19 protein-coding genes are annotated in these 24,063 nt (G+C 62.7%); 15 read left to right on the top strand and 4 right to left on the bottom strand.

What is annotated here, in order from left to right; genetic code table 11:
• Positions 1 to 18: 18 nt before the first annotated feature.
• From catA to EDF71_RS10310, 13 genes are all read left to right on the top strand, one after another.
• On the top strand, positions 19 to 954 hold the full coding sequence (catA, locus tag EDF71_RS10370; RefSeq protein WP_133856509.1) for a catechol 1,2-dioxygenase: 936 nt from the start codon (positions 19 to 21) through the stop codon (positions 952 to 954).
• Positions 955 to 1,080: 126 nt separating this feature from the next.
• Complete coding sequence (locus tag EDF71_RS10365; protein ID WP_133856508.1) at positions 1,081 to 2,445, top strand: Rieske 2Fe-2S domain-containing protein; 1,365 nt, start codon at positions 1,081 to 1,083, stop codon at positions 2,443 to 2,445.
• The gene (gene benB, locus EDF71_RS10360) at positions 2,442 to 2,951 is read left to right on the top strand and encodes a benzoate 1,2-dioxygenase small subunit (protein WP_133856507.1); all 510 of its coding nucleotides are present in this window, start codon (positions 2,442 to 2,444) and stop codon (positions 2,949 to 2,951) included. Before EDF71_RS10365 ends, benB begins: the two co-directional genes overlap by 4 nt.
• 17 nt (positions 2,952 to 2,968) lie before the next feature.
• Entirely contained in the window at positions 2,969 to 4,006 is a 1,038-nt protein-coding gene (gene benC, locus EDF71_RS10355; RefSeq protein WP_133856506.1) for a benzoate 1,2-dioxygenase electron transfer component BenC, read from the top strand.
• On the top strand, positions 4,003 to 4,800 hold the full coding sequence (gene benD / locus EDF71_RS10350; RefSeq protein WP_133856505.1) for a benzoate diol dehydrogenase BenD: 798 nt from the start codon (positions 4,003 to 4,005) through the stop codon (positions 4,798 to 4,800). The genes benC and benD overlap by 4 nt, the downstream gene beginning before the upstream one ends.
• A gap of 98 nt (positions 4,801 to 4,898) precedes the next feature.
• A complete protein-coding gene (locus tag EDF71_RS10345) occupies positions 4,899 to 5,315 on the top strand; it encodes a RidA family protein (RefSeq protein ID WP_133856504.1) in 417 nt (138 codons plus the stop codon).
• A gap of 30 nt (positions 5,316 to 5,345) precedes the next feature.
• Positions 5,346 to 6,695, top strand: coding sequence for an aromatic acid/H+ symport family MFS transporter (locus tag EDF71_RS10340; protein ID WP_133856503.1), 1,350 nt, complete (start codon positions 5,346 to 5,348; stop codon positions 6,693 to 6,695).
• Positions 6,696 to 6,716: 21 nt separating this feature from the next.
• A complete protein-coding gene (gene catC / locus EDF71_RS10335; RefSeq protein WP_133856502.1) occupies positions 6,717 to 6,995 on the top strand; it encodes a muconolactone Delta-isomerase in 279 nt (92 codons plus the stop codon).
• Between the two features lie 18 nt (positions 6,996 to 7,013).
• Positions 7,014 to 7,994, top strand: coding sequence for a tripartite tricarboxylate transporter substrate binding protein (locus tag EDF71_RS10330; RefSeq protein WP_133856501.1), 981 nt, complete (start codon positions 7,014 to 7,016; stop codon positions 7,992 to 7,994).
• 37 nt (positions 7,995 to 8,031) lie between these two features.
• Positions 8,032 to 9,303, top strand: coding sequence for a GTPase (locus tag EDF71_RS10325; RefSeq protein ID WP_133856500.1), 1,272 nt, complete (start codon positions 8,032 to 8,034; stop codon positions 9,301 to 9,303).
• On the top strand, positions 9,300 to 10,826 hold the full coding sequence (locus EDF71_RS10320) for a dynamin family protein (protein WP_243854255.1): 1,527 nt from the start codon (positions 9,300 to 9,302) through the stop codon (positions 10,824 to 10,826). The genes EDF71_RS10325 and EDF71_RS10320 overlap by 4 nt, the downstream gene beginning before the upstream one ends.
• A gap of 968 nt (positions 10,827 to 11,794) precedes the next feature.
• The gene (locus EDF71_RS10315; RefSeq protein WP_133856499.1) at positions 11,795 to 12,781 is read left to right on the top strand and encodes a restriction endonuclease; all 987 of its coding nucleotides are present in this window, start codon (positions 11,795 to 11,797) and stop codon (positions 12,779 to 12,781) included.
• A gap of 209 nt (positions 12,782 to 12,990) precedes the next feature.
• Entirely contained in the window at positions 12,991 to 13,896 is a 906-nt protein-coding gene (locus EDF71_RS10310; protein WP_133856498.1) for a hypothetical protein, read from the top strand.
• A gap of 99 nt (positions 13,897 to 13,995) precedes the next feature.
• On the opposite strand, the gene EDF71_RS10305 is transcribed toward EDF71_RS10310, so the two are convergent.
• The 4 genes from EDF71_RS10305 to EDF71_RS10290 form a co-directional block, all read right to left on the bottom strand.
• The gene (locus EDF71_RS10305) at positions 13,996 to 15,843 is read right to left on the bottom strand and encodes an acyl-CoA dehydrogenase (RefSeq protein ID WP_133856497.1); all 1,848 of its coding nucleotides are present in this window, start codon (positions 15,841 to 15,843) and stop codon (positions 13,996 to 13,998) included.
• Between the two features lies 1 nt (position 15,844).
• Complete coding sequence (locus EDF71_RS10300) at positions 15,845 to 17,029, bottom strand: acetyl-CoA C-acyltransferase (protein WP_133856496.1); 1,185 nt, start codon at positions 17,027 to 17,029, stop codon at positions 15,845 to 15,847.
• A gap of 48 nt (positions 17,030 to 17,077) precedes the next feature.
• Positions 17,078 to 19,183, bottom strand: a complete 2,106-nt coding sequence (locus EDF71_RS10295; protein ID WP_133856495.1) for a 3-hydroxyacyl-CoA dehydrogenase NAD-binding domain-containing protein — start codon at positions 19,181 to 19,183, stop codon at positions 17,078 to 17,080.
• Between the two features lie 269 nt (positions 19,184 to 19,452).
• Positions 19,453 to 21,117: an NAD(P)/FAD-dependent oxidoreductase gene (locus EDF71_RS10290; RefSeq protein ID WP_133856494.1), complete on the bottom strand. Its 1,665-nt coding sequence runs from the start codon at positions 21,115 to 21,117 to the stop codon at positions 19,453 to 19,455.
• Between the two features lie 254 nt (positions 21,118 to 21,371).
• Here EDF71_RS10290 and EDF71_RS10285 point away from each other — a divergent pair, with 254 nt between their 5' ends.
• The gene (locus EDF71_RS10285; protein WP_133856493.1) at positions 21,372 to 23,027 is read left to right on the top strand and encodes a long-chain fatty acid--CoA ligase; all 1,656 of its coding nucleotides are present in this window, start codon (positions 21,372 to 21,374) and stop codon (positions 23,025 to 23,027) included.
• Positions 23,028 to 23,120: 93 nt separating this feature from the next.
• On the top strand, positions 23,121 to 24,041 hold the full coding sequence (locus EDF71_RS10280) for an SMP-30/gluconolactonase/LRE family protein (protein WP_133856492.1): 921 nt from the start codon (positions 23,121 to 23,123) through the stop codon (positions 24,039 to 24,041).
• Positions 24,042 to 24,063: the final 22 nt, after the last annotated feature.

Here is a 24,063-nt window from a genome sequence, read left to right as displayed (position 1 = left end):
TACGACAAGGAGACTACGATGAGCGCCCCTATCTTCAACACCCCCGACGTGCAGGATTTTCTGCGTCTGGCCAGCGGCCTCAACCAGGACGGTGGCAACCCGCGTACCAAGCAGATCATCCACCGCATCCTGTCCGACCTGTTCAAGGCCATTGAAGACCTGGACATCACCTCCGACGAATACTGGGCCGGCGTGGCCTACCTGAACCAGCTCGGCGCGCGCGGCGAGGCCGGCCTGCTGTCGCCCGGCCTGGGGCTGGACCGCTACTTTGACATGCGCATGGATGCCGAAGACGCCGCACTGGGCGTGGCCAACGGCACGCCACGCACTATTGAAGGCCCGCTCTACGTGGCAGGCGCGCCCGTGGTGCAAGGCTATGGCCGCCTCGATGACGGCAGCGACACCGCCGGCCACACCCTCATCATGCATGGCACCGTCTACGGCGCCGATGGCCAGCCAGTGCCCGGTGCGCAGGTCGAGGTCTGGCATGCCAACACCAAGGGCTTCTACTCGCACTTTGATCCCACCGGCGAGCAAAAGCCGTTCAACATGCGCCGCACCATCATTGCCGATGCGCAAGGCCGCTACAAATTCCAGAGCATCGTACCCATGGGCTACGGCTGCCCGCCCGATGGCCCCACCCAGGCCCTGCTCAACCAACTGGGCCGCCACGGCAACCGCCCCGCGCACATCCACTTCTTCGTCACGGCCGATGGCCACCGCAAGCTCACCACGCAGATCAACATCGATGGCGATCCGCTGGTGTTTGACGACTTTGCCTACGCCACCCGCGAAGGCCTGGTGCCCCCGCTGACCGAGCACAGCGACGAGGCCAGCATCCGCGCCCAGGGCCTGAGCGGCCCCTTTGCCGAGATCGTCTTCGACATCACGCTCAGCGCGCTGGTCGGCGGTGTCGACAACCAGATCGTGGAACGCCCACGCCTGGCGGCCTGATCGCCTGACGCCCCACGGCCGGGGTGCCGCCTAGCAGGCAGTGCCCCCAGACCCATCCTCCCTCCCCTAGCCATTCGCGCCGCGACCAGCGTTGCGAGGCGGAGCTGTACCCCAGGAGACCTCACCATGACCACGATTGCCTCTACCGACACCTTCGGCGCCGTCGAACAACTGCTGGAGACAGCCCTGCACGACGACAAGGAAGCCGGCATCTTCCGCTGCCGCCGCGACATCTTCACCAACCCCGAGCTGTTCGAGCTGGAGATGAAGTACCTGTTCGAATCGAACTGGGTCTACCTGGCGCATGAGAGCCAGATCCCCGACAACAACGACTACTACACCACGTCGATCGGCCGCCAGCCCATCATCATCACCCGCGACAAGCAGGGCGAGCTGCATGCGGTGATCAATGCCTGCGCGCACAAGGGCGCCATGCTGTGCCGCAAAAAGCATGGCAACAAGGGCAGCTTCACCTGCCCCTTCCATGGCTGGACCTTCAGCAACGCCGGCAAGCTGCTCAAGGTCAAGGACGAGAAGACCACCGAGTACCCCATCACTTTCAATAAGAACGGCTCGCACGACCTGACCAAGGTGGCACGCTTCCAGAACTACCGGGGCTTTCTGTTTGGCAGCCTGAACGCCGATGTGCAGCCGCTGGAAGACTACCTGGGCGAGACCCGGGTCATCATTGACCAGATCGTGGACCAGGCGCCCGAAGGCCTGGAAGTGCTGCGCGGCAACTCCAGCTACATCTATGACGGCAACTGGAAGATGCAGATGGAAAACGGCTGCGATGGCTACCACGTCAGCTCCGTGCACTGGAACTATGCCGCGACGATGAGCCGCCGCAATGCCGAGGGCACCAAGGCCACCGATGCCAACAACTGGAGCAAGTCGGTCGCCGGCGTCTATGGCTTCGAGAACGGCCACATCCTGCTGTGGACCAACACCTTGAACCCCGAGGTGCGCCCGATCTGGAACCAGCGTGAAGAGCTGGCCCAGCGCGTGGGCCAGGAGCGCGCAGATTTCATCGTGCGCCAGACCCGCAACCTCTGCCTCTACCCCAATGTGTTCCTGATGGACCAGTTCGGCACCCAGATCCGCGTGGCCCGCCCCTTGAACGTGAACCAGACGGAGATCAGCATCTTCTGCTTTGGCCCCAAGGGCGAAAGCGCGCAAGACCGTGCCACCCGCATCCGCCAGTACGAGGATTTCTTCAACGTCTCGGGCATGGGTACGGCCGATGACCTGGAAGAGTTCCGCGCCTGCCAGGCAGGCTATGCCGGCAGCGCAGTGCGCTGGAACGACATGAGCCGTGGCGCGCCGCTGTGGATTGAGGGCCCCGACGAAAACGCGAAGAAGATGGGCATGACCCCTTTGCTCAGCGGTGAGCGCAGCGAGGACGAAGGCCTGTTTGTCTGCCAGCACGACTACTGGGCCAAGACCATGCGCAAGGCCGTGCAGCAAGAGCGCGCAGGAGCCCAGCCATGAGCAACGATAGCCACAGCAACGCAGTTGACCACCGCGCCATCTGCGCCTTTCTGTACCGCGAGGCCCGCTACCTGGACGACCGCGAATGGGAGCCCTGGCTGGCGCTCTACGCGCCCGATGCCGAGTACTGGATGCCCGCCTGGGACGACGATGACCAGCTCACCGACGACCCGCACAGCCAGATCTCGCTGATCTACTACCCCAACCGCAATGGGCTGGAAGACCGGGTCTTCCGCATCAAGACCGAGCGCTCCAGCGCATCGATGCCCGAGCCGCGCACCAACCACATGATCACCAATGTGGAGGCGCTGGCCGAGCAGGCCGATACGGTGGAGGTGCGCTACAACTTTCACACGCTCAGCCACCGCTACAAGCAGACCGATCACTTCTTCGGTACGGTCTTCCTGACCCTGCGCAAAGTGGCGGACAGCTTCCTCATCGCCCGCAAGAAGATCGTCCTCAAGAACGACTACATCCGCCAGGTCATTGATGTCTACCACATCTGACACGCCAGGAGACCACCATGAACAGCTATCGCATTGCCCTGAACTTTGAGGACGGGGTCACCCGCTTTGTGGACTGCGGCGCCCACGAAAAAGTGCTGGATGCCGCCTTCCGCAACCGCATCAACCTGCCGATGGACTGCTCGGACGGCGTCTGCGGCACCTGCAAGTGCAAGGCCGAAAGCGGCACCTACGACCTGGGCGACGACTACATCGACGACGCGCTGACCGAAGACGAGGCAGGCCAAGGCCTGGTGCTCACCTGCCAGATGGTGCCCCAGTCCGACTGCGTGATCGCCGTGCCGGTACCCTCCACCGCCTGCAAGACCGGCACCAGCCAGTTCAACGCCACGGTGAGCGCCGTGCAGCCCTTTGGCGATGCCGCCTATGAGCTGGTGCTGGATGTGGCGGAGGCCGCACCCGCGTTTTTGCCGGGCCAGTACGTCAATATCGGCGTGCCGGGCAGCAGCCAGCACCGCTCCTATTCGTTCAGCTCCGCACCCGCCGATGGCCGCATGACCTTTCTGATCAAGCAGGTGCCCGGCGGCCTGATGAGCAGCTGGCTCCAGGGCGCCAGCCAGGGCGAGCCGCTGCAGATGACCGGGCCGCTGGGCAGCTTTTACCTGCGCGCAGTCACGCGGCCGCTGCTGTTCTTGGCGGGCGGCACCGGCCTGGCGCCCTTTCTGTCGATGCTGGAGGTGCTGGCCCGCAACGGAGCAACCCAGCCCATCCACATGGTCTATGGCGTCACCCGCGATGCGGACCTGGTGCTGGTCGAGCGCCTGCAGGCCTATGCGCTGCAGATCCCGGGCTTTACCTTCAGCACCTGCGTGGCCGACCCGCAAACCGGGCATGAGCGCCAGGGCTATGTCACCCACCACCTGCCCGCCCAGGCGCTGCATGGCGGCAATGTCGATGTCTACCTCTGCGGCCCGCCGCCCATGGTGGATGCGGTGCAAAAGCATTTCAAGGCCGAAGGCATAGTGCCCGCCAACTTCCATTACGAAAAGTTCACGCCCACCCAGCCGGTGGCCGCCGTGGCGGAGGCCCTGGCATGAACGCGCCCCTGCAAGCCGCAAGCTACCAGCGCTTTGCCGGCAAGGTGATGGTGGTGACCGGCGCGGCCCAGGGCATTGGCCGGGGTGTGGCGCTGCGCGCCGTGGCCGAAGGCGCCAAGGTGCTGTTGGTCGACCGGGCCGACTTTATTGCCGAAGTGGCGGCCGAGGCGGGCAGCCCCAATGCCGCTGGCCTGGTGGCCGACCTGGAAACCTACGAAGGCGCGCAGGCCGCCGTGACCCAGGCCGCGCAGCTGTTTGGCGGCATCGACATCCTCATCAACGGCGTGGGCGGCGCGATCCGCATGCGCCCTTTTGCCGAGTTTGAGCCTGCACAGATCGATGCGGAGATCCGCCGCTCGCTGATGCCTACCCTGTATGCCTGCCATGCCGTGCTGCCGCATCTGCTGGCACGCGGCGGCGGCACCATCGTCAATGTGTCATCCAACGCCACACGCGGCATTCGCCGGGTGCCGTACTCGGCCGCCAAGGGTGGCGTCAATGCCTTGACGCAGTCGCTGGCGATGGAATACGCGCCACAGAACATCCGCGTCGTCGCCTCCGCCCCCGGCGGCACCAATGCGCCACCCCGGCGGGTGCCGCGCAATGCCGCAGGCGACAGCCCGCAGGAGCAGACCTGGATGCGCGAGGCCGTGCAGCAGGTGACCGAGTCCAACTACTTCAAGCGCTACGGCAGCCTCGATGACCAGGTCGGCCCGATCCTTTTCCTGGCCTCCGACGAGGCGGCCTACATCACCGGTGCGGTGCTGCCCGTGGCCGGTGGTGACAACGGCTGAGCACACCCGCCGCCAACCGCCCTACCCACTCTAAAAAAGAAAAACCGCGCCCGCGCAGCACCGCAAAGCTGCGGCGATGCGCGGGCCCAGGAGACACCATGACTGATCGCCAAGCCATTGTTCCGCCCGGCATGGAGGCGGTGTACGAGCAGATCGGCTACGCACCGGCCATCCGGGTCGGTAACACCGTCTATGTATCCGGCCAGATCGGTCGCAGGCCCGACCTGCAACTGGTCGAAGACCGCGAAGCCCAGATCACGCAGGCCTTTGCCAACCTGCAGTTGGTGCTGGAGGCCGCAGGCGCCAGCCTGGCCGATGTGGTTGATCTGACCAGCTTTCACACCGATATGCGCGACCTGCCCTTGTTCATGCAGGTGCGCAACCGCTTTTTGCACAGCCACCCGCTTCCCGCCTGGACGGCGGTGGGCGCACACATGCTGGGCGGCGCGCCCGGCTACATCGTGGAGATCAAGGCCATTGCAGTGATACCGGCCCATGAAGCCAAACCGGGCTGAACAACCCAGCCCCTATAAAAGGAGACAGAGATGAAAACCTTGGACGTCAACCAGGTCATAGACAACGCCCGCTTTACGCGCTTCCACTGGATGGTCACCCTGCTATGCGGCTTGCTGCTGGTGTTTGATGGCTATGACCTGTTCATCTACGGCGCCGTGCTGCCCGTGCTGATGAAGGAGTGGAGCCTCTCGCCCGTGCAGGCCGGTGCCTTGGGCAGCTATGCGCTGTTCGGCATGATGTTCGGCGCCTTCATCTTTGGCCCGCTGGCCGACCGCATCGGCCGCAAAAAGGGCGTGGCCATCAGCTTTGTGCTGTTCAGTATCGCCACCTTCATGAGCGGCTTTGCCACCTCGCCCACCGAGTTTGGCATCTTCCGCTTTATCGCCGGCTTGGGCTGCGGCGGCCTGATGCCCAATGCCGTGGCCCTCATCAACGAGTACGCGCCCAAGCGCGCCCGCAGCACCCTGGTGGCGCTGATGTTCAGCGGCTATTCGCTGGGCGGTGTGCTCTGCGCGGGCCTGGGCATCTACATGCTGCCGCGCTTTGGCTGGCAGTCCATGTTCTTTGCCGCAGCCCTGCCGCTGGTGCTGCTGCCGCTGATCTTGTGGAAGCTGCCCGAGTCGGTGGGATTTTTGCTGCGCCAGGGCCAGCAGGCCAAGGCGCGGCAGATGCTGTCGCAGGTAGCGCCCGATGTGGCCATGGGCAGCGATGTACAGCTGCTGCAGACCGAAGCCAAGGGCGCCGGCGTGCCCATGCTCGATCTGTTCCTCAAGGGCCGCGCCATGGGCACCTTCATGATCTGGCTGTCCTTCTTCTGCTGCCTGCTGATGGTGTATGCGCTGGGCTCCTGGCTGCCCAAGCTGATGGCGACGGCCGGCTACAGCCTGGGATCGAGCCTGTCGTTCCTGCTGATGCTGAACTTTGGCGGCGTCGTCGGCGCCATTGCCGGCGGCTGGCTGGGTGACCGCTTCAGCCTGCCCAAGGTGGTGCTGGCCTTCTTTGCGCTGGGCACCGTGGCCATCGCGCTGCTGGGCTTCAACAGCCCCATGCCGGTGCTCTACCTGCTGATCGCCATTGCCGGCGCCACCACCATTGGCACGCAGATCTTGCTGTATGCCAATACCGCCCAGTTCTACCCGCAGGCCATCCGCTCCACCGGCCTGGGCTGGGCCTCGGGTGTGGGGCGCACCGGCGCCATTGTGGGCCCGCTGCTGGGCGGCTGGCTGATGGCCGCAGCGCTGCCGCTGCAGATGAACTTCCTGGTGTTTGCCGTACCGGGCCTGGTGGCGGCGTTCGCCATCGGCTTCTTCATCCTTTACTACCGTGGCAAGCAAGAGGCGCCCCAAGTCGTCGCTGCTGCCGTTCGCCCCGCCGTCTGATCCCGTCTTAGGAAAAAACCCATGCTCTATCTTGTCCATATGGTCGTCAACATCCCCGCCAGCGTGCCCGCCGAAGAGGCCGCGCGCATCAAGGCTGCGGAAAAAGCCTATTCGCAGCAGCTGCAGGAATCCGGACAATGGCCGCACCTGTGGCGCGTGGTGGGCGAGTACGCCAACTACAGCGTCTTCGATGTGGCCAGCAACGACGAGCTGCACAACACGCTGAGCCAGCTGCCGCTGTTCCCCTACATGCAGATCACAGTGACGCCACTGGCCAAGCACCCCTCTTCCATCCGATAAGCAGACAGGCAAAAGCAGATGACGATGCAACGGCGAACCCTAGCCCTGCTGCTGGCAGCTCTGGCGCTGCCAGGCGCCGCGATGGCGCAACCCGATGCCGCCTGGCCGGCCAAGCCCATCAAATGGGTGGTGCCCTTTCCGCCCGGTGGCGCGATGGATGTGATTGCCCGCACCTTGGGGGATAGGGCCGCGCGCGAGCTGGGCCAGCCCTTTGTGATCGAGAACCGGCCCGGCGCCGGCGGCAATATTGGCGCCGACTATGTCGCCAAGCAGCCTGCCGACGGCTACACCATCATGATCACCTCGATCGGCATGGCCACCAACCCGGCGCTGTATGCCAAGCTGGCCTACGACCCAGTCAAGGACTTTGCGCCCATAAGCCTGCTGGCGGTGGTGCCCAATGTGCTGGTGGTCAATGCCGCCCGCAGCCCCGACAAGGCGGTGCAGGATGTGTTGGCCCATGCACGCCGCAACCCCTGCAAGCTCAGCTATGCATCCGCTGGCAACGGCACCTCCATCCACCTGGCGGGTGAGGTGTTTGCCTCCACCGCCGGGGTGGAGCTGATGCATGTGCCCTACAAAGGCAGCGGCCCGGCCATCACCGACATGCTGGGCGGCCAGGTCGATCTGATGTTTGACAGCATCACCTCGGCGCGGCCCCATATCCAGTCGGGCAAGCTGCGCGCGCTGGGCGTAACCACGGCCAAGCGCTCCTCCGCGCTGCCCGATGTGCCCACGATTGCCGAAGCCGGCCTGCCCGGCTACGAGGTATCGCCCTGGTTTGCGGTGTTTGCGCCCGCCGGCACACCGCCCCAGGTGGTGGCCCGGCTCAACCAGGTGCTCAACGGCGCGATGCAGCAGCCCGATACCCTCAAAAAGCTCGAAAGCGTGGGCGCCGAGCCCATTGGCAGCACGCCCCAGGCACTGGCCACGCACCTGCAGCAGGAGTTGGCGCGCTGGGGCAAGCTGATCAAAGAACGCGGCATCCACCTGGATTGATGCCGCAGCCTGGCAACGGATAACAAGGGCCAACCCCATGAACCTCAACGACACCCGCAGCCATGCCGAGCAGGCCATTGGCGCCGTGCTGCCCCAGCGCAGGCAGGATCTGGCGCGCCTGCGCGTGCTGGCCGAGCGCGGCCTGCAGCCCGTCGTCACCGTGGTGGGCAAGTACAACCACGGCAAGAGCCGCCTGCTCAATGAGCTGATCGGCAGCCCCACCTTTGCCGTGGCCGACCGGCGCGAGACCCTGGCCCTGTCCGGCCATGTGCATGACCAGGTGCGCTGGCTCGACGCACCGGGGCTGGATGCCGATGTGGACCAGGCCGACGACGACCACGCGCACCGCGCCACCTGGCTGGAGTCCGACATCCGCCTGTTTGTGCATGCCGCCAAGGAAGGCGAGCTCGATGCCCGCGAGCGCAGCCTGCTGCAGGCGCTGCACGCCGATGCCGAGCGCACCCAGCGCCAAACGCTGTGCGTGCTCACCCAGATCGACCAACTGTCCGACGATGCCGCCCAGCAGCAGGTGAACGGCGCCATCGCCGCGCAGGCCACTGGCCAGATGTGGCTGGCCGTCTCGTCCACCCGCTACCGCCAGGGCGTGGATGGCGCCAAGAAACTGCTGCTGGAAAAAAGCGGCATCCCGGCGCTGCAGCAGACCCTCAAGCAAGCCCTCGCCCAGGTGCCCCAGGCGCGCAGCCATGAGAAAGCCCTGCTGCTGCAGGAGATTCGCAGCCAGCTCCATACCCTGCATGCCGACCGCCAACAAGGCCTGGCCCAGCTGCGCCAGCTGCAGGCAGAGCAAGGCCAGCGCTTTGCGAGCGACCTGGCCGCCGTGCAAGACAAGACCGGCCAGGACATCCAGGCCGTGCTCGATGTGCCAGGGCCGGACCATTCGCTCACGCCCGACAGCTTTGCCGACCAGTTCAAGATGACGCCCGGCAAGCTGGAGCGCAACCGCCTGCAGGTCGCCTATTCCAAAGCTTGCATCAGCATCAGCGCCATCCTGACCAAGCATGGCGTGGTGGAACTGCCGCTGGAACAACAGACCCAGGTCAAGAGCCTGGACAGCGTGATGGTCGCCGTCATGGGCGTCTCGGTGAAATACCGCCAGGACCTGCGCCGCCTGTTTTGCGAAGCCGCCGGGCGCGGCGCACTGGCGCAGGCCTTTACGCGCTACTTTGAGCTGTCCGCCGACCGCCAGGCCTTGGTGCAGCGCATGGCCAACCAAGAAGCCCAGGTGCAAGCCAGCGCCCAAGCGTTGGCTGCCTTTAGCGCGCTGGAAGCACTGGAGACCGCCGCATGAATGCCATGGCCGGCGAGCAGCAGTTTCTGGCCCATGCGGGTGGTGGCTCAGCCGAGCCCGCCACTTCCAACGATCAGGCCGGGATGGCGCGACTGCATTCCCAGCTGCAACAGCTGCAAACCTGGCAAACCCAGCTGCAACAAGGCTTGGGCAGCCCCCTGGCGCCAACACCCGGCTTGCAACCCAGCCACCCGCTGGCACAACAAACCCAGGCCATCCACCAGCAATGCCAGGATCTGCAGGCGCGCTGGGCGCAGCAATGGTCTGCGCTGCAGCCCGCACGCAGCCTGGCCCAGGATTTTGAGCAACGCGTGATCCTGCTGGTGTTTGGCAAGTTCAATGCCGGCAAAAGCTCGCTCTGCAACTTTCTGGCCGAGCGCTTTGCCGCGCAGGGCCAGCCAGTGCGCTTTTTCCACCTGGCAGACGGGGCCATGGTGGAAAGCGACGAGCCCCTGCGCGAAGGCGCCACCGAAACCACAGCACGGCTGCAAGGCCTGTGCCTGGGCAATGGCCTGGTCTTGCTGGACACCCCCGGCCTGCACTCCGTCACCCCCGAGAACGCCGCGCTGACCCAGCGCTTTACCGAAAGCGCCGACGGCCTGCTCTGGCTCAGCAGCTCCACCTCCCCCGGCCAGGTGCAAGAGCTGGACGAACTCGCCCGGGAACTGCGCCGCAACAAGCCCTTGCTGCCGGTCATCACCCGCAGCGACCTGATCGAAGAAGACGAGGTGGACGGCGAGATCCAAAAATGCCTGCGCAACAAAACTCCAGCCAACCGCGCGCTGCAAGAGGCCGACGTGCAGACACGCGCCCAGGACAAGCTGCGCCAGCTGGGCATTGATGTGTCGGTGCTGAAGCACCCCGTCTCCATCTCCGTTCACGCCGCACGCAGCCAGCCAGGCCCCGACGCGCTGGCCGACGCCGGCCTGCTGCGCCTCTACACCGCCATCACCGAGGTACTGGCCCCCGCCCAGGCCTATAAACAGCGCAAACCGGCCGAAGTGCTGCTGCACCACCTGGAAGAAAACGTACAAGGCGCTATCGACGCCGAGTTGCTGCCCAAGCTGCAAGACCTGCAACGGGCCTTGGCCCAGGAGCAAGAGCGGCTGCAGCAAAGCAAGGCTGCCATGCTGCGCGCCGCTTGGCGCCAGGCCATTCCTGCGCTGCCGGGGTTGCTGGAGGAATATGCGGACCAGTTGCCTGTGTTGTCTGCTGAGGTTACTGCGCTGGTGCGAGCAGAGATCAGTGAGCAGCTGCGTGGGAATCTGGGTGGCTATGTGTTGCCTGTGCTGCCAACGGAAGCCGCTGCTGTGGTGCTGCCAGCGGCTATCGCTGGCCCTGATGCGCTCTACGCGGCTTTGCAAAATGCTGTGCGCGTGCAGATGGAGGCTGCGTTTGCTGCTGCGGTGGATGCTTGCAGCCATGCGCTGGAACCCGTGCTGTTGCAAACCGAGAAGATGCGGGCGCACTTGCGGCAGTGCGCGCAGGGTCTGCAGGCGTTAGGCGCAGCGCTGAGGGCCTGACTGCAAACGGCCTCAAATCTCCCACATCTCTCCTGTCCAGGTACCGAGGGATGCTCTGCAAAACCCTCGCCAAGCGGGATGGACGCGGATCGGGATGAGGCGCAAGGCGTCTTTTGCAGTCAATAGCGAGCTATTGACAAGAAAGACAACGCAGCGGATCGCCCGAGCCCGCGTTCAGACCACGGCAGGGAGTTTTGCAGAGGGTCCCGACAGTCATCGCTTGAAATCCCATTCGGGCTTCGGGCAACAACATGCCCATGTTTTTTCCAAGGTGTGGACGATGCTCAAGAGCTGTATGGTTGGGTGTTCGCTGGTCGTATTTCTCAGCGGCATGGCCTATGCCTCTACTTTTCCTCATGGCGGGGCTAGGATGCAATGCTGGTGAGACTAGTCCATAGTTACGACTACGATCGAATTGATGATCGATTTATCCTTCGACCCGTAACAAATGACACTTGAAAAGTTGACGCCGCACCCCATCCAGTGAGAGAGCGCTTCAAAATTGAAATTGAGCACTTGAAAACTGATTGAACCTCGACGCAACTCCACGCCGGGCATCGTGCTGATTAATAATGCAATACATTAACCCTGATCATAGAGTGAATTTCAGAATCAGCATAAATAACCCCCTTACGCATAAAAATTTGTGAGAATCACAGGAGTATGATTGCCTACTAAACAAATTATCATCAATAATTTCAAATTATAGAGCCCGATCGGCCAATGATTCACATGCAATATTTGGAGCACTGCACAAGTCTAAGCACACGTATTCAAAATGTGACATACCAAATAGAAATTTATCCACATTCAATTTCAAATATATTCATTAGACAATTAAATATAATTGCATGATTCCAGCTAACCTTTTCAATATATCATCATATGTCTCGATAGATATTTCGATATCCTGAGAATTTCTGAAAAATATATTAGTTTAACTATTAAAAATATTAGACTCATCAGACATGGATTATTCAAAACTCAGCAGACTGGAGTTCGAGAAACTCTGCGTCCGATTATTAAAGGCATCGGGCTATTCATTGAAGCCTCAAGACGCAAGAAGCACAGATATCGGCGTAGACTTTACGCTCACTGATTCTTCAGGAAAAAACTGGGTTACCGAAGTAAAGCACTTCATACGACCAAGAATTGGGACAATAGTACTCAAGCAAGCAGCAGTTCAACTCAGCTCTGCAAAGCAATTAATTGGTACTACAAATGCCTTACTGATTGTATCAATGATGCTCCCTCAGAGCCTTATAGAGGATATCGAATCACGCGAGGGCATCACCGTATGGGACTCCCATCGGCTTAATGAAATTCTTGCAGACAGTCCTCAAATTGAACAAGAATTTCGCCTGCAATCGAATTCACAAACTGGCGCATATCGCAGTTTTGAGCAGTCACCACCGCTTGACCCGAGGGCAAAGGAGTTGATTGATCAACTAGATGCACTTCCTCCTGGAATAAACACATTTCGTGATTTCGAAAATCTATGCGTAGAAATTCTTAACTACGCATTTTTTCCTCAACTAGGTGTTCCATCTATACAAAGTAGAAGCGACGATGGTCTTGATATACGAGACGCCGTCTATCCAATTTCAAGTGACTACGCCTTCTGGCAAGAAATCAAACGAACCTGCTCCACTCGCTTCATGGTCGCCGAGTTCAAGAATTACACGGATGGAGTCAAGCGACGCGAAGTGGAGTCTATTGAGCATTACCTTTACACGAAGGCTATGCGCATGTTTGGAGTGCTGTGCAGCCGGAAACAACCGTCGGAATCAGCCCTCCTGGCTCGACGACGCGCTTGGGTTGAATCAGACAAGCTCATTCTTTTTCTTTCTGACGAAGAGCTGAAGGACCTTATTCGTGCGAAGTCATATGGAGAGAAGCCGACAGAAGTGCTGGACGTCCAACTAGAGGAGTTCTTTCTAAGACTCACACCCTGATTGAAAATCGCAATCCAACTTTTTTGTGAGGCTGCAGCGCAACAATAAAGACTATATCATCGCCAAACCTTGAAAGTAGTCTGCGCTTTCAAACACCAAGCCATTTAGAAGATATTTTCAACAACTCGCACATTGCAAATATCAAATACAATTTTCAATTTCACATTGAAATTATTTTAAATTCACCTATCTTTTAATTAAAATAGCTAATGCTCAAGCTCAATTTACCTGCCCAAATATATATTGAAGAAGGCTCCAAGATAGAAGCAGCATTCATCGAAGCATGTGAATGGTTGAAATCTCTAGGAGTCTTCACCGCATCTAATCGCTTTGCAACATACATGAAGGTGCTGCATGACTTCAAGAGCGCCGAACCAGATTCACTTCAATCGGATGAGGGCTTCAAGAACTACATTATTGCACTCACTGAGGCATCAGATCTCATCCGCATTCGAAAATGGATGGAACGAATTGACTCAGCAACATATCTGCAGCAGCTCAAAAAAGTGACATCAGGAACACCTTTCAAATCGAAAATTGGAGCTGACCCATCTCGTGACTTTGCTTTTGAACTATCCATCTCTGCGCGCTTTATCGCTGCCGGATACCCCGTAGACGTTACGAGTATAGCCGACACAATCACATGGGTGGGGAAGCATAAGATATACGTAGAGAGCAAACGAGTTCAATCGGCCTCAAAAGTCTTAAAGCGTATAGGCCAAGCTCGAGATCAGCTAGGCATTCGGCTTAAGGCGGATGCTTCATCTAAGTCTCGAGGATTGATAGCATGCAAGATTACAGATGTGCTAAACCCCGGGTTACAGATCGCCATCTATCCCCACGCCATGGATTTTCGCCACGTTAGTGAGAATGCTTTACAGAAATATGTGCAAAATAATGACGATCAGTTGAAGCTTTGCATAGGCAAGAAGCAACTAGGCGTTCTTTTTGAGAACAGTTTGCATGGGTTGGCATATAACGAAATGGATCCCACATCAGAGCCAGCATTCGTTAATTGCAGAGGAGCGGTGTTGTACCAGCACGGACTTGGCACGGAAGATGAGAGCCTTGTGATAGAAATGGCACCTAACTTATCGAACCAGAATGTCATATGACACATAGACGCCTAAGTAAAATCTCAATATAATAATCGAATGCGCTGTCGCATTGGTTATTACAATCACCAATATTATAAGACGCCTAATCCCTGACCCTCAAAACCCCCTCCCCCCCACCTCCAAAAACAACATCTCCCCCGCCATTACCGGCGCCAACCAAGCCTGCACCAGCGGCAGCTCATACGCGTAAAAGTAGCGCGCGCAATCGAGCTTGCCCTGCAAAAAGGCCTGCCGCCCCGCTTCGGCATCCGCCATGCCCGCATGCGCTTTGACGGCGACATCCAGCCACAGCCAGGCCAGCGTGACATGGCCGAAGGCGGTCATGTAGGCGGTGGCGTTGGCGAGGGCCAGTTGGGCGTTGCCGCTGGACCAGGCGGCTTCGGTGGCGGCTTGTAGGGCTTGGGTGGCGGTGGCTAGGTGGTCGGCCCAGGGGGCGCATGCGGGGACCTTTCTGGCAGCGGCGACGGTTTGTGCGATCTCGGCCTGCAGCAAGGACCAGGCGGCGCCGCCGTCCATGCGCAGCTTGCGGCCCAGCAGGTCGAGGGCCTGGATGCCGTGGGTGCCTTCGTGGATCATGTTGAGCCGGTTGTCACGCCAGTGCTGCTCCACGGCGTAGTCGCGCGTGTAGCCATAGCCGCCGAGCACCTGGATGGCAAGGCTGTTGCCCTCCTGGCACCACTGGCTGGGCCAGCTTTTGGCGATGGGGGTAAGCACCTGCAGCAGCAGCTGGGCGGCATCGGCCTGCTGCTGCTCGCCAGCGCGCTGGGTATCAACCAGCTTGGCGCAGTACAGCTGCAGCGCCAGCGCGCCTTCGGCATAGCTTTTTTGCGCCAGCAGCATGCGTTTGACATCGGCATGCTCGGCAATCGGCACCTGGGGCTGCTGCGCGTTCTTTACCACCTTCTGGCCGGCAGCGACCGGGCGGCCCTGGGGGCGCTGGCGGGCATAGTCGCGCGATTGCAGATAGCCGGCGTAGCCCAGCATGGTGGCGCCCAGCCCCACCTGGATGCGGGCCTCGTTCATCATGTGGAACATGCACTGCAGGCCCGCGCCCAGCGCGCCCACGCGGTAGCCAATGGCCCCACCCTGCTCGCCATAGTGCAGCAAGGTGTTGACGGTGCCCCGGTAGCCCAGCTTGTGGTTCAGCCCGGCCAGTGCGATGTCGTTGCGCTCGCCGGTGACCCGGCCTTCGGTATCGACCATGTATTTAGGCACGATGAACAGCGAGATGCCACCCACGCCGGCGGGCAGTCGGCCGCTGTCATCAGGCACCTTGGCCAGCACCAGGTGGACGATGTTCTCGCCCATCGCATGCTCACCGCCGGAGATCCACATCTTGCGGCCCGTCAGCCGGTAGCGCGGGCCCAGCGGGTCGTCGGCATGGTCGGCACCATCGGGCACGGCACGCGTCGTGATGTCCGACAGGCTGGAGCCGGCTTGCGGCTCGCTGAGGTTCATCGTGCCAAAAAAGCGGCCTTGCAGCTGGGGCAGCGCAAAGGCCTTTTGCTGCGCGGGCGTGCCATGGGCCATCAGCAGGCTGGCATTGGCCGCCGTCAGCATTGAGTAGGCCTTGAGGGCGATGCTGGCCGCCGAGACCATGCTGTTGGCCGCCATCTCCACCACGCAGGGCAGCTGCATCCCTCCCACCTCGTAGTCGTGCGATGCCGCCAGCATGCCCGATTCGGCATAGGCAGCGCATGCCGCCGGTGTGCAGTCGGGCAGGTGCAGCTGCTGGCCGTCAAAATGCGGCTCCTGCTGATCGACCAGGCGGTTGAAGGGCTCAAACTTGTCGGCGGCCAGGCGCTCGCACATGTCCAGCACAGCGCCGTAGGTCTGGCGGTCGTGCCCGGCATAGCGTGCATGGCGGCTGAGCGCCTCTACCTCTAGCCAGTCATAGAGCAAAAAATCCAGGGTCTGGCGGATACTGGCGTAGTCGAGTTGCATCTCACGCGACCTCAAACAACGCAGCAGCCCCCATACCGCCGCCCACGCACATGGTGGCCACCACATAGCGCACACCCCGGCGCTGGCCTTCCAGCAAGGCGTGGCTGGCGATGCGGGCGCCCGTCATGCCATAGGGGTGGCCGATGGAGATACCGCCGCCATTGACATTGAAGCGCTCAGGATCGATACCCAGCTGGTCGCGGCAGTACAGTGCCTGGCAGGCAAAGGCCTCGTTCAGCTCCCACAGACCAATGTCTTGCACACTCAGCCCGTGCTGGGCCAGGAGCTTGGGGATCGCATAGATGGGGCCGATGCCCATCTCTTCCGGCGCGCATCCTGCTACCGCCATGCCCCGGTAAATGCCCAGCACCTCCAGGCCCCGGCGCTCGGCCAGCACCGAATCCATGACCACGCAGGCCGAGGCGCCATCCGACAGCTGGCTGGCATTGCCGGCGGTGATGACGCCGCCCTCGATCACCGGCTTGAGCGCGGCCAGCCCTTTCAGGCTGGTGTCGGGGCGGTTGCCTTCGTCGCGGGCCAGGGTCACGTCCTGCAGGCTGACTTCCTTGGTGAGCTTGTCGGTCACCGCCATCTGGGTGCTGAAGGGCACGATCTCGCGGTCGAACAGGCCAGCGGCCTGGGCGCGCGCGGTGCGTAGCTGCGACTCCAGCGCATAGGCATCCTGTGCCTCGCGGCTGATGCGGTACTTACGCGCCACATGCTCGGCCGTTTGCAGCATCGGCATATAGGCATGGGCCGCATGGGCGATAACGGCTGGATCGCGCTCGCGGCTGGCCCATTCCATATAGGGGGTCTGCACGGCCGTGATGTTGTCGCAGCCGCCCGCCACCACCACCTGCATGCCATCAACCAGCACCTGCTTGGCCGCCGTGGCAATCGCCATCAGGCCCGAGGCGCATTGCCGGTCTATCGTCTGCCCGGCCACGATCATCGGCAGGCCTGCGGCCAGCAAGGCATTGCGTGCCAGGTTCATGCCGGCCGTGCCCGCCGTCAGCACGCAGCCGACCACGACATCGTCCACCTCTGCCGGGTCGACCCCAGCACGCGCCACCGCGTGCTGGATGGTGTGGCCCATCATGTGGGGCGAGCGGGTGTGGTTGAGCGAGCCCTTGTAGGCCCGGCCGATGCCCGTGCGGGCGGTGGAAACAATGACGGCGTCTTTCATGGCGGTGCTCTTCAATGTTGATGGTTAAGCCTTCCGGCCTTCAGGCCCTCAGGCGGCTTGCAGGCTGTCAAAGCCCTGGCGCTGTGCGGCCAGCCGCTGCAGCAGTGGCGATACCGTCCAGTAGCCATAGCGGTTGCCGCGCGTTGTGGCCTGGTGCTCCAGCCGCTCCACGATCTGCGCCAGGCCAATCTCCTCGGCCATGAACATGGGCCCGCCCCGAAAATCCGGAAAGCCATAGCCGGCGGCCCAGACCACATCGATATCGCTGGCGCGGTAGGCAATGCCCTCGTCCAGAATCTTGCAGCCCTCGTTGACCATGCTGTACAGCAGGCGCTCCACAATTTCCTGCGCCGCAATATCGCTGCGCTGGGCAATGCCATGCGCCTGCGCCAGCTCGGCCGCAATGCGGCCGGCCTCCGGGTCAGGCAGCGCTTGGCGGCCCTCGTAGCGGTAGTAGCCCAGGCTGGTTTTCTGGCCAAAGCGGCCCAGTTCAAACATCTTGCGCACCACCGCGCGATAGCTGGCATCGGGCGGCAGGCCGCCGGCCTTGTCGCATTCGATGACGGTCTTGGCGCCCACATCGAGCCCGGCCATATCCAGCATGCGGCAAGGGCCCATCGCCAGGCCCAGCGCCTGCACCGCCTCGTCGATCTGTGCCGGGGTGGCGCCTTCCATCAGCAAGAACTCGGCCTCGCGCAGGTAGACCTCAGCCATGCGGTTGCCAATAAAGCCAAAGCAGACGCCCGATACCACCGGCGTCTTGCCGATCTTGCCGGCCAATTCGATAACGGTCTTGAGCACCTGCGGGGCGGTTTGCGCGCCGCGCACCACCTCCAGCAAACGCATGATGTTGGCCGGGCTGAAGAAGTGCATGCCCACCACATCGGCAGGCCGCCCGGTGGCCTGGGCCAGCGCATCCACATCCAGGGTCGAGGTATTGCTGGCGATGATGGCTCCGGGTTTGCAGACCTCGCCCAAGCGGCGGCAGACCTGCAGCTTGAGGGCCATGTCCTCAAACACCGCTTCGATCACCAGATCGCAGGGCGCCAGCGCCTGGTCGTCCAGTGAGGTGGTCAGCAAGGCCAGGCGCGCACTGGCCTGCTCGGCGCCCATGCGGCCCTTGGCTACCTGGGCTTCGTAGGTGGAGCGGATCAGCTGCAGCCCGCGCTCCAGGCCGGCTGCTGCGGCATCCACCAGCACAGTGCGGATGCCGGCATTCAAAAAGCACATCGCAATGCCGCTGCCCATGGTGCCGGCTCCGAGAATGCCCACCTGCTCGATCTTGCCTGCCGGCACCTGGCGCTCCAGACCCGGAATCTGCCGGCTGCGGCGCTGTGCAAAAAACAGATGGCGCAGTGCGCGCGACTGCGCCGATGGCAGCAAGCGGTTGAAGGCATCCGCCTCAGCGCGGGCGCCGCTGGCAAAGTCAGCGGTAAGCGCCTGCTGCACGCACAGCACGATGGCCTCTTTGGCGGGGTACTGCGGGCTCTTGCGCGCAGCCTCCAGCGCTGCCGCAATCGCCTGGCTGTGCTCGCCGGGCGGGGCAGGTTGCGCGCTCAGGCGGCGTGGCTGGCCGCCACTGGCCAGCAGTTGGCGGCCAAAGGCCAGGCCGAACGCCAGCGGGTCGCCCTCCTCTACCGCATCTACGATGCCGCTGGCCAGCGCCTCTTGCGCAGGTACCGGGCGGCCGCTCAGCATCATGTCCAGCGCCAAGCTTGCGCCCACCAGGCGCGGCAGGCGCTGGGTGCCACCGGCACCGGGCAGAATGCCCAGTTTCACCTCAGGCAGGCCCAGCTTGCTTCCCTTTTGTGCCACGCGGTAGTGGCAGGCCAAGGCCAGCTCCATGCCAGCGCCCAGCACCGTGCCATGCAAGGCCACCACAACCGGGCGCGTCTGCGCCTCGATGCGGTTGAGCAGCGCATTGATGGCCTCGGCAGAAAAGGCCGGGTTGTTGAACTCGGCGATGTCCGCGCCCGCCACAAAAGACTGGCCCTCGCAGTAGATCAGCAACAGCGGCAGCGAGGCATCGGCCTCAAACTGCGCCAGCGCGGCGCTCAGCCCCGTCAGCAGGCTGTGCGAGAACAGGTTCAATGGCGGGTGGGAGATGCAGATACGGCCTATCCCGTCTGCGCTGTGAAAGGTGACGTTGCTCATGGCTGGCAGCTCTTGGTGGAAGATAAAAATGCCTAGGGATCCTCTGCAAAACTCCCTGCCGTGGTCTGAACGCGGTCTCGGGCGATCCGCTGTGTTGTCTTCCTTGTCAATAGCTACGGCTATTGACTGCAAAAGATGCCTTGCGTCTCATCCCTATCCGCGTCCATCCCGCTTGGCGAGGGTTTTGCAGAGCATCCCTGGCTGCAGGACGCAGGCAGGCACAGCCCCCGGGGCCATGCGGCCGTCCAGGGGCTTGAAAACCCAGGTTATCAGTGCGCGGCGTTTTCCACTGTTGCGCTGGCGTCTGCCGCGCGCTCGCATTCGCGCTTCTGCGCAAAGTGGTAGCCGCTGAAGCCCTTCTGGATGGCGGCGTTGCAATGCTCGCGGTACTTCTGGAAGCCGCCGGTAAACATGGTCAGGCCCGGGGCCTTGCCCTGCACATTGGCGCCCACATACCAGGTCTTGGCCTTGGACAGCAAGGTGCGCGGCGCCAGCGAATGGACCAGGTCCATCCAGGCCTGCTCCTCTTGCGCGCTGGGCTCGATGCTACTAAAACCCTGGGCCTGCATGTGGCGGATGGCGGCTGCCGTCCAGTCCACATCGTTCTCGCTGGTGCGCACCACATTGGCCAGGGCCGATGGGCCGTTGGGCCCGGTGGTCATGAACAAATTGGGGAAGCCATGCATCATGATGCCCAGGCAGGAGGTCGCACCCTCCTTCCACTTCTGCTGCACCGTCAGGCCATCGCGCCCTTCCACCTCAAAGGCCAGCAGCGCGCCGGTCAGGCCGTCGTAGCCGGTGGCAAAGATCAGCACATCCAGCTCGACCTCGCCCGATTGCGTGCGCACGCCCTTCTCGGTGATGGACACGATCGGGTCGCTGATGCAGTCGCGCAGATGCACATGGGGCTGGTTGTAGGTTTCGTAGTAGCCGGTGTCCAGGCAGGGGCGGCGGGCAAAGATGGGGTACCCGCGCGGCTTCAGCGCCTCGGCGGTGGCTGGGTCGTCTACCGCCTCGCCAATCTTGCCGCGCACAAACTCGGCCACTTCCTCATTGGCCTGCTCGTTCTGCATCAGGTCGGCAAAGGTGCCCAGCATGGCCAGGCCGCCTTGCAGCCAGGCATCTTCCAGCAGCGCCTGGCGCTGCGCCGGCGTCACGCTGAAGAAGGGGCGGCTCGACTGCGGCCGCACGCCACCCACATTGCTGTTGCGCGCCAGCTCGCGGATGCCGGCATAGTGGCGCTTGACCTGGGCGACATAGTCCGCCTCTAGCGGTACATTGCGCATCGGCATCGTAAAGCTCGGCGTGCGCTGAAAGACAAACAGCTCGCAGGCCTGCTTGCCCACTTCCTGCACGATCTGGATGCCGGTCGATCCGGTGCCGATCACGCCCACGCGCTTGCCACTGAAATCCACCGGCTCATGCGGCCAGCGCGCCGCGCGCAGGATCTGCCCGCCAAAGCGCTCAATGCCTTCAATCTCGGGCTCCTTCGGTACCGACAGCGGCCCGGTCGCCATGATGCAGTAGCGCGCCTCATAGCAATCGCCCCGGTTGGTGCGCACCACCCACAGCTGGCGTGCCTCGTCCCAGCGGGCGCTCTCCACGCGGGTGTTGAACTGGTAGTGCTTGCGCAGGTCCAGCCGCTCGGCGACAAAGTTGAAGTAGCGCATCAGCTCGGGCTGCGCGGCAAACTGCTCGGACCAGGTCCATTCCTGCTCGACCTCGGGCGAGAACGAGAAGCTGTAGTCGATGCTGGGCAGGTCCACCCGCGCGCCGGGGTAGCGGTTCCAGTACCAGACGCCGCCCACATCGCCGCCGGCCTCGAAGGCCTGGATCTTCAGCCCCATCTCCCGGAACTTGTGCACTGCGCACAGACCGCCAAAACCGGCGCCCACGATGACCGCATCCACCTGGTGGATTGTGTGATTGTCCATTGCTCTTTGTCTCCTGCTGGCTGGTGCCGGCCGCCCCGCCACACCGCAGCGGGGCACCGGCTCGATAGGGGATGGCAGACCGCCTCCGCCTTGTTCTCGCTGCATCATGCCTACTTGCCGACCGGTAAACAACAGGGTTTCCCCGCAAGCGTTTTGGAGGGGACAAGTCCAGGGTAATCCCGAGCTTGCAGCGCTGCTGCGGCTGCTAAACTTTTTACCTGCCGACAGGTATATAAAACAAAACAAGGAGCAACATGCAAGGGCTAATGCAGCAGCGCGCGCTGCGGATTTCCGGCTTGCTGGAACATGCAGCACGCTTTCATCCCCAGGTGGAAGTCGTCTCCCGCACGCCGGACGGCGAGCTCACGCGCTCGAACTGGCTGACCGTGTCCCAGCGCTCGCGGCGCCTGGCCGCCGCCCTGCTGCGCCAGGGCATGGCCAGCGGTGCACGCGTGGCTACACTGGCCTGGAACACGCACCGCCACCTGGAGCTGTACTACGCCGTATCGGGCGCCGGCGCGGTGCTGCACACCGTCAACCCGCGCCTATTTGCCGACCAGATCCGCTACATCATCAACCATGCGGCCGATGATTATGTGTTCTTTGATTTGAGCTTTGCCGGCATGGTGGCCGAGCTGGCGCCCAGCCTCAAAACGGTGAAGGCCTTTGTGGCGCTGTGCAAGCCCGACCAGATGCCGGCCATGGACCTGCCCGCCCCACTGCTGTGCTACGAGGACCTGGTGGCCGAAGACGCGGGCGATTTTGACTGGCCCGAGCTGACCGAGGACAGCGCCTCGTCGCTGTGCTACACCTCGGGCACCACCGGCAACCCCAAGGGCGTGCTCTACAGCCACCGCTCTACCGTGCTGCATTCCTGGGTGGTCTGCGCGGCCGATGGCCTGGCCCTGCGTGCCCGCGATTGCGTGCTGCTCACCGTGCCGATGTTCCATGTCAACGCCTGGGGCCTGCCCTATGCCAGCGCCATGTGCGGCGCCAAGCTGGTGCTGCCCGGGCCGGATTTGAGTGGCAAGGCGCTGTACCAGCTGATGCGCGACGAGGGCTGCACCTTCTCGCTGGGCGTTCCCACCGTCTGGATGGGCTTCTTGCAATATGTGGAAAGCCTGCCCGCCGGCGACAAGGATGCCTTGAAGCTGGAACGCATCATGATGGGCGGCTCTGCCGCGCCCCGCGCAATGATCGACCAGTTCGACAGCCTGCTGGGTGTGACCGCCAACCAGGCCTGGGGCATGACCGAGACCAGCCCGGTAGCCACCGTCAGCACCCTGCTGCCCCAGCATGAGGCACTGGCCCGCGATGAGCGCATTGATGTGCGCGCCCGCCAGGGCCGGCCCATGTATGGCGTGGATGTGGCCATCTTCAATGACGAGGGGCAACAACTGCCGCCCGGCGACCCAGCCCCTGGCGAGCTGCGTGTGCGCGGGCCCTGGGTCATCTCCGCCTATTACGGGCAAGAGGCCGGCTCGGCGCTGGACGCGCAAGGCTGGTTGAACACCGGCGATGTGGCCCGGATCGATGAAGAAGGCTTTGTACAGATCACCGACCGCGCCAAGGATGTCATCAAGTCCGGCGGCGAATGGATCTCGTCGATTGACATCGAGAACCTGGCGCTGGCCCACCCCGCTGTCAAAGAAGCCGCCGTCATCGGCGTACACCACGAGCGCTGGCAGGAACGCCCGCTGCTGGTCATCGTGCGCAAGCCCGGCACCGATGTGAGCGGCCAGGAAGTGCTGGACTTTATGAAGGACCGGCTGGCGCGCTGGTGGCTGCCCGATGCGGTGGAGTTTGTCGATGAGCTGCCCCACACCGCGACCGGCAAGCTGCTCAAGACCCGGCTGCGCGAGCAGTTCAAAGGCTACCAACTGCCAGCGGCACCCGTCGCCAACAGATAAAAACCCGCCCGGTACGCGCACGGCCCCACCAGAAAAGGCCGGCGCAGCCGCAGCAGCCAGGCCCCCTTGGCTGCCCGCACCAGGAGACAAGACATGAACGCCCTCACCGCGCCGGCGTTGGCCGCGCGCATCCATCCTCTGCTGCCCCAGCGCGATCTGCTGGGCGAATGCCCGCTCTGGGATGTGGCCACGCAATCGCTGTACTGGATTGATGGCCGCGCCCAGTTGGTACACCGCTACTGGCCGGCAGACGGCCGGCAGCAGCAGTGGGCGCTGCATGCACATATCGGCTCGATCGCACTGTGTCGCAGCGGGCGCCTGTTGCTGGCGCTGGAGGATGACTTCCATTTTCTGGACCCGGACAGCGGCCAGATCACGCCAATGGGCGTGCAGGTGCAGCACAGCGCTGAGCGCATGCGCCTGAACGATGGGCGCTGCGACCGGGGCGGCCGCTTTGTGGTCGGCTCGATGAGCATGACGCCGCAGTCCCCCACCGGCAAGCTCTACCAGCTGAGCGGTGATGGCCGCCTGCGCGAGCTGGACCAGGGCTTTCAGGTCGCGAACGCCACCTGCTTCAGCCCCAACGGCCGCTGGCTGTACTTTTCCGACAGCCCGGCGCGCCAGATCTGGCGCTATGCCTATGACCCGGCCACCGGCGCCTGCGGTGCGCGCGAGGCCTTTATTGACACCGCTGCGCTGGGCCTGGCGCCCGATGGCGCCACCGTTGATGCCCAGGGCTATCTCTGGGTGGCCATGGTGCTCAACGGCCAGCTGGCCCGCTTTACGCCCAGTGGCGAGCTGGCGGCCACGGTGGATTTTCCCGCCGATGCCTACGTCACCTGCCCGGCCTTTGGCGGCCCGGCGCTGCAGACCATCTACCTCACCTCGATCAGCAACAGCGGCAACCTGCTGCGCTCCAGCCACCCGGATGCGGGGGCCGTCTTCGTCATCGACGGCCTGGCGGCGACAGGGTTGGAAGAAGCGCGTTTTGACGACAGCCAGAGCCCGCACTGAGACCGGCGCGGCGAACCCTATT

Origin of the sequence: Comamonas sp. JUb58, from assembly GCF_004364775.1 — a bacterium.
Lineage (GTDB): Bacteria > Pseudomonadota > Gammaproteobacteria > Burkholderiales > Burkholderiaceae_C > Comamonas.
This window is presented reverse-complemented; position numbering and strand designations above follow the sequence as displayed.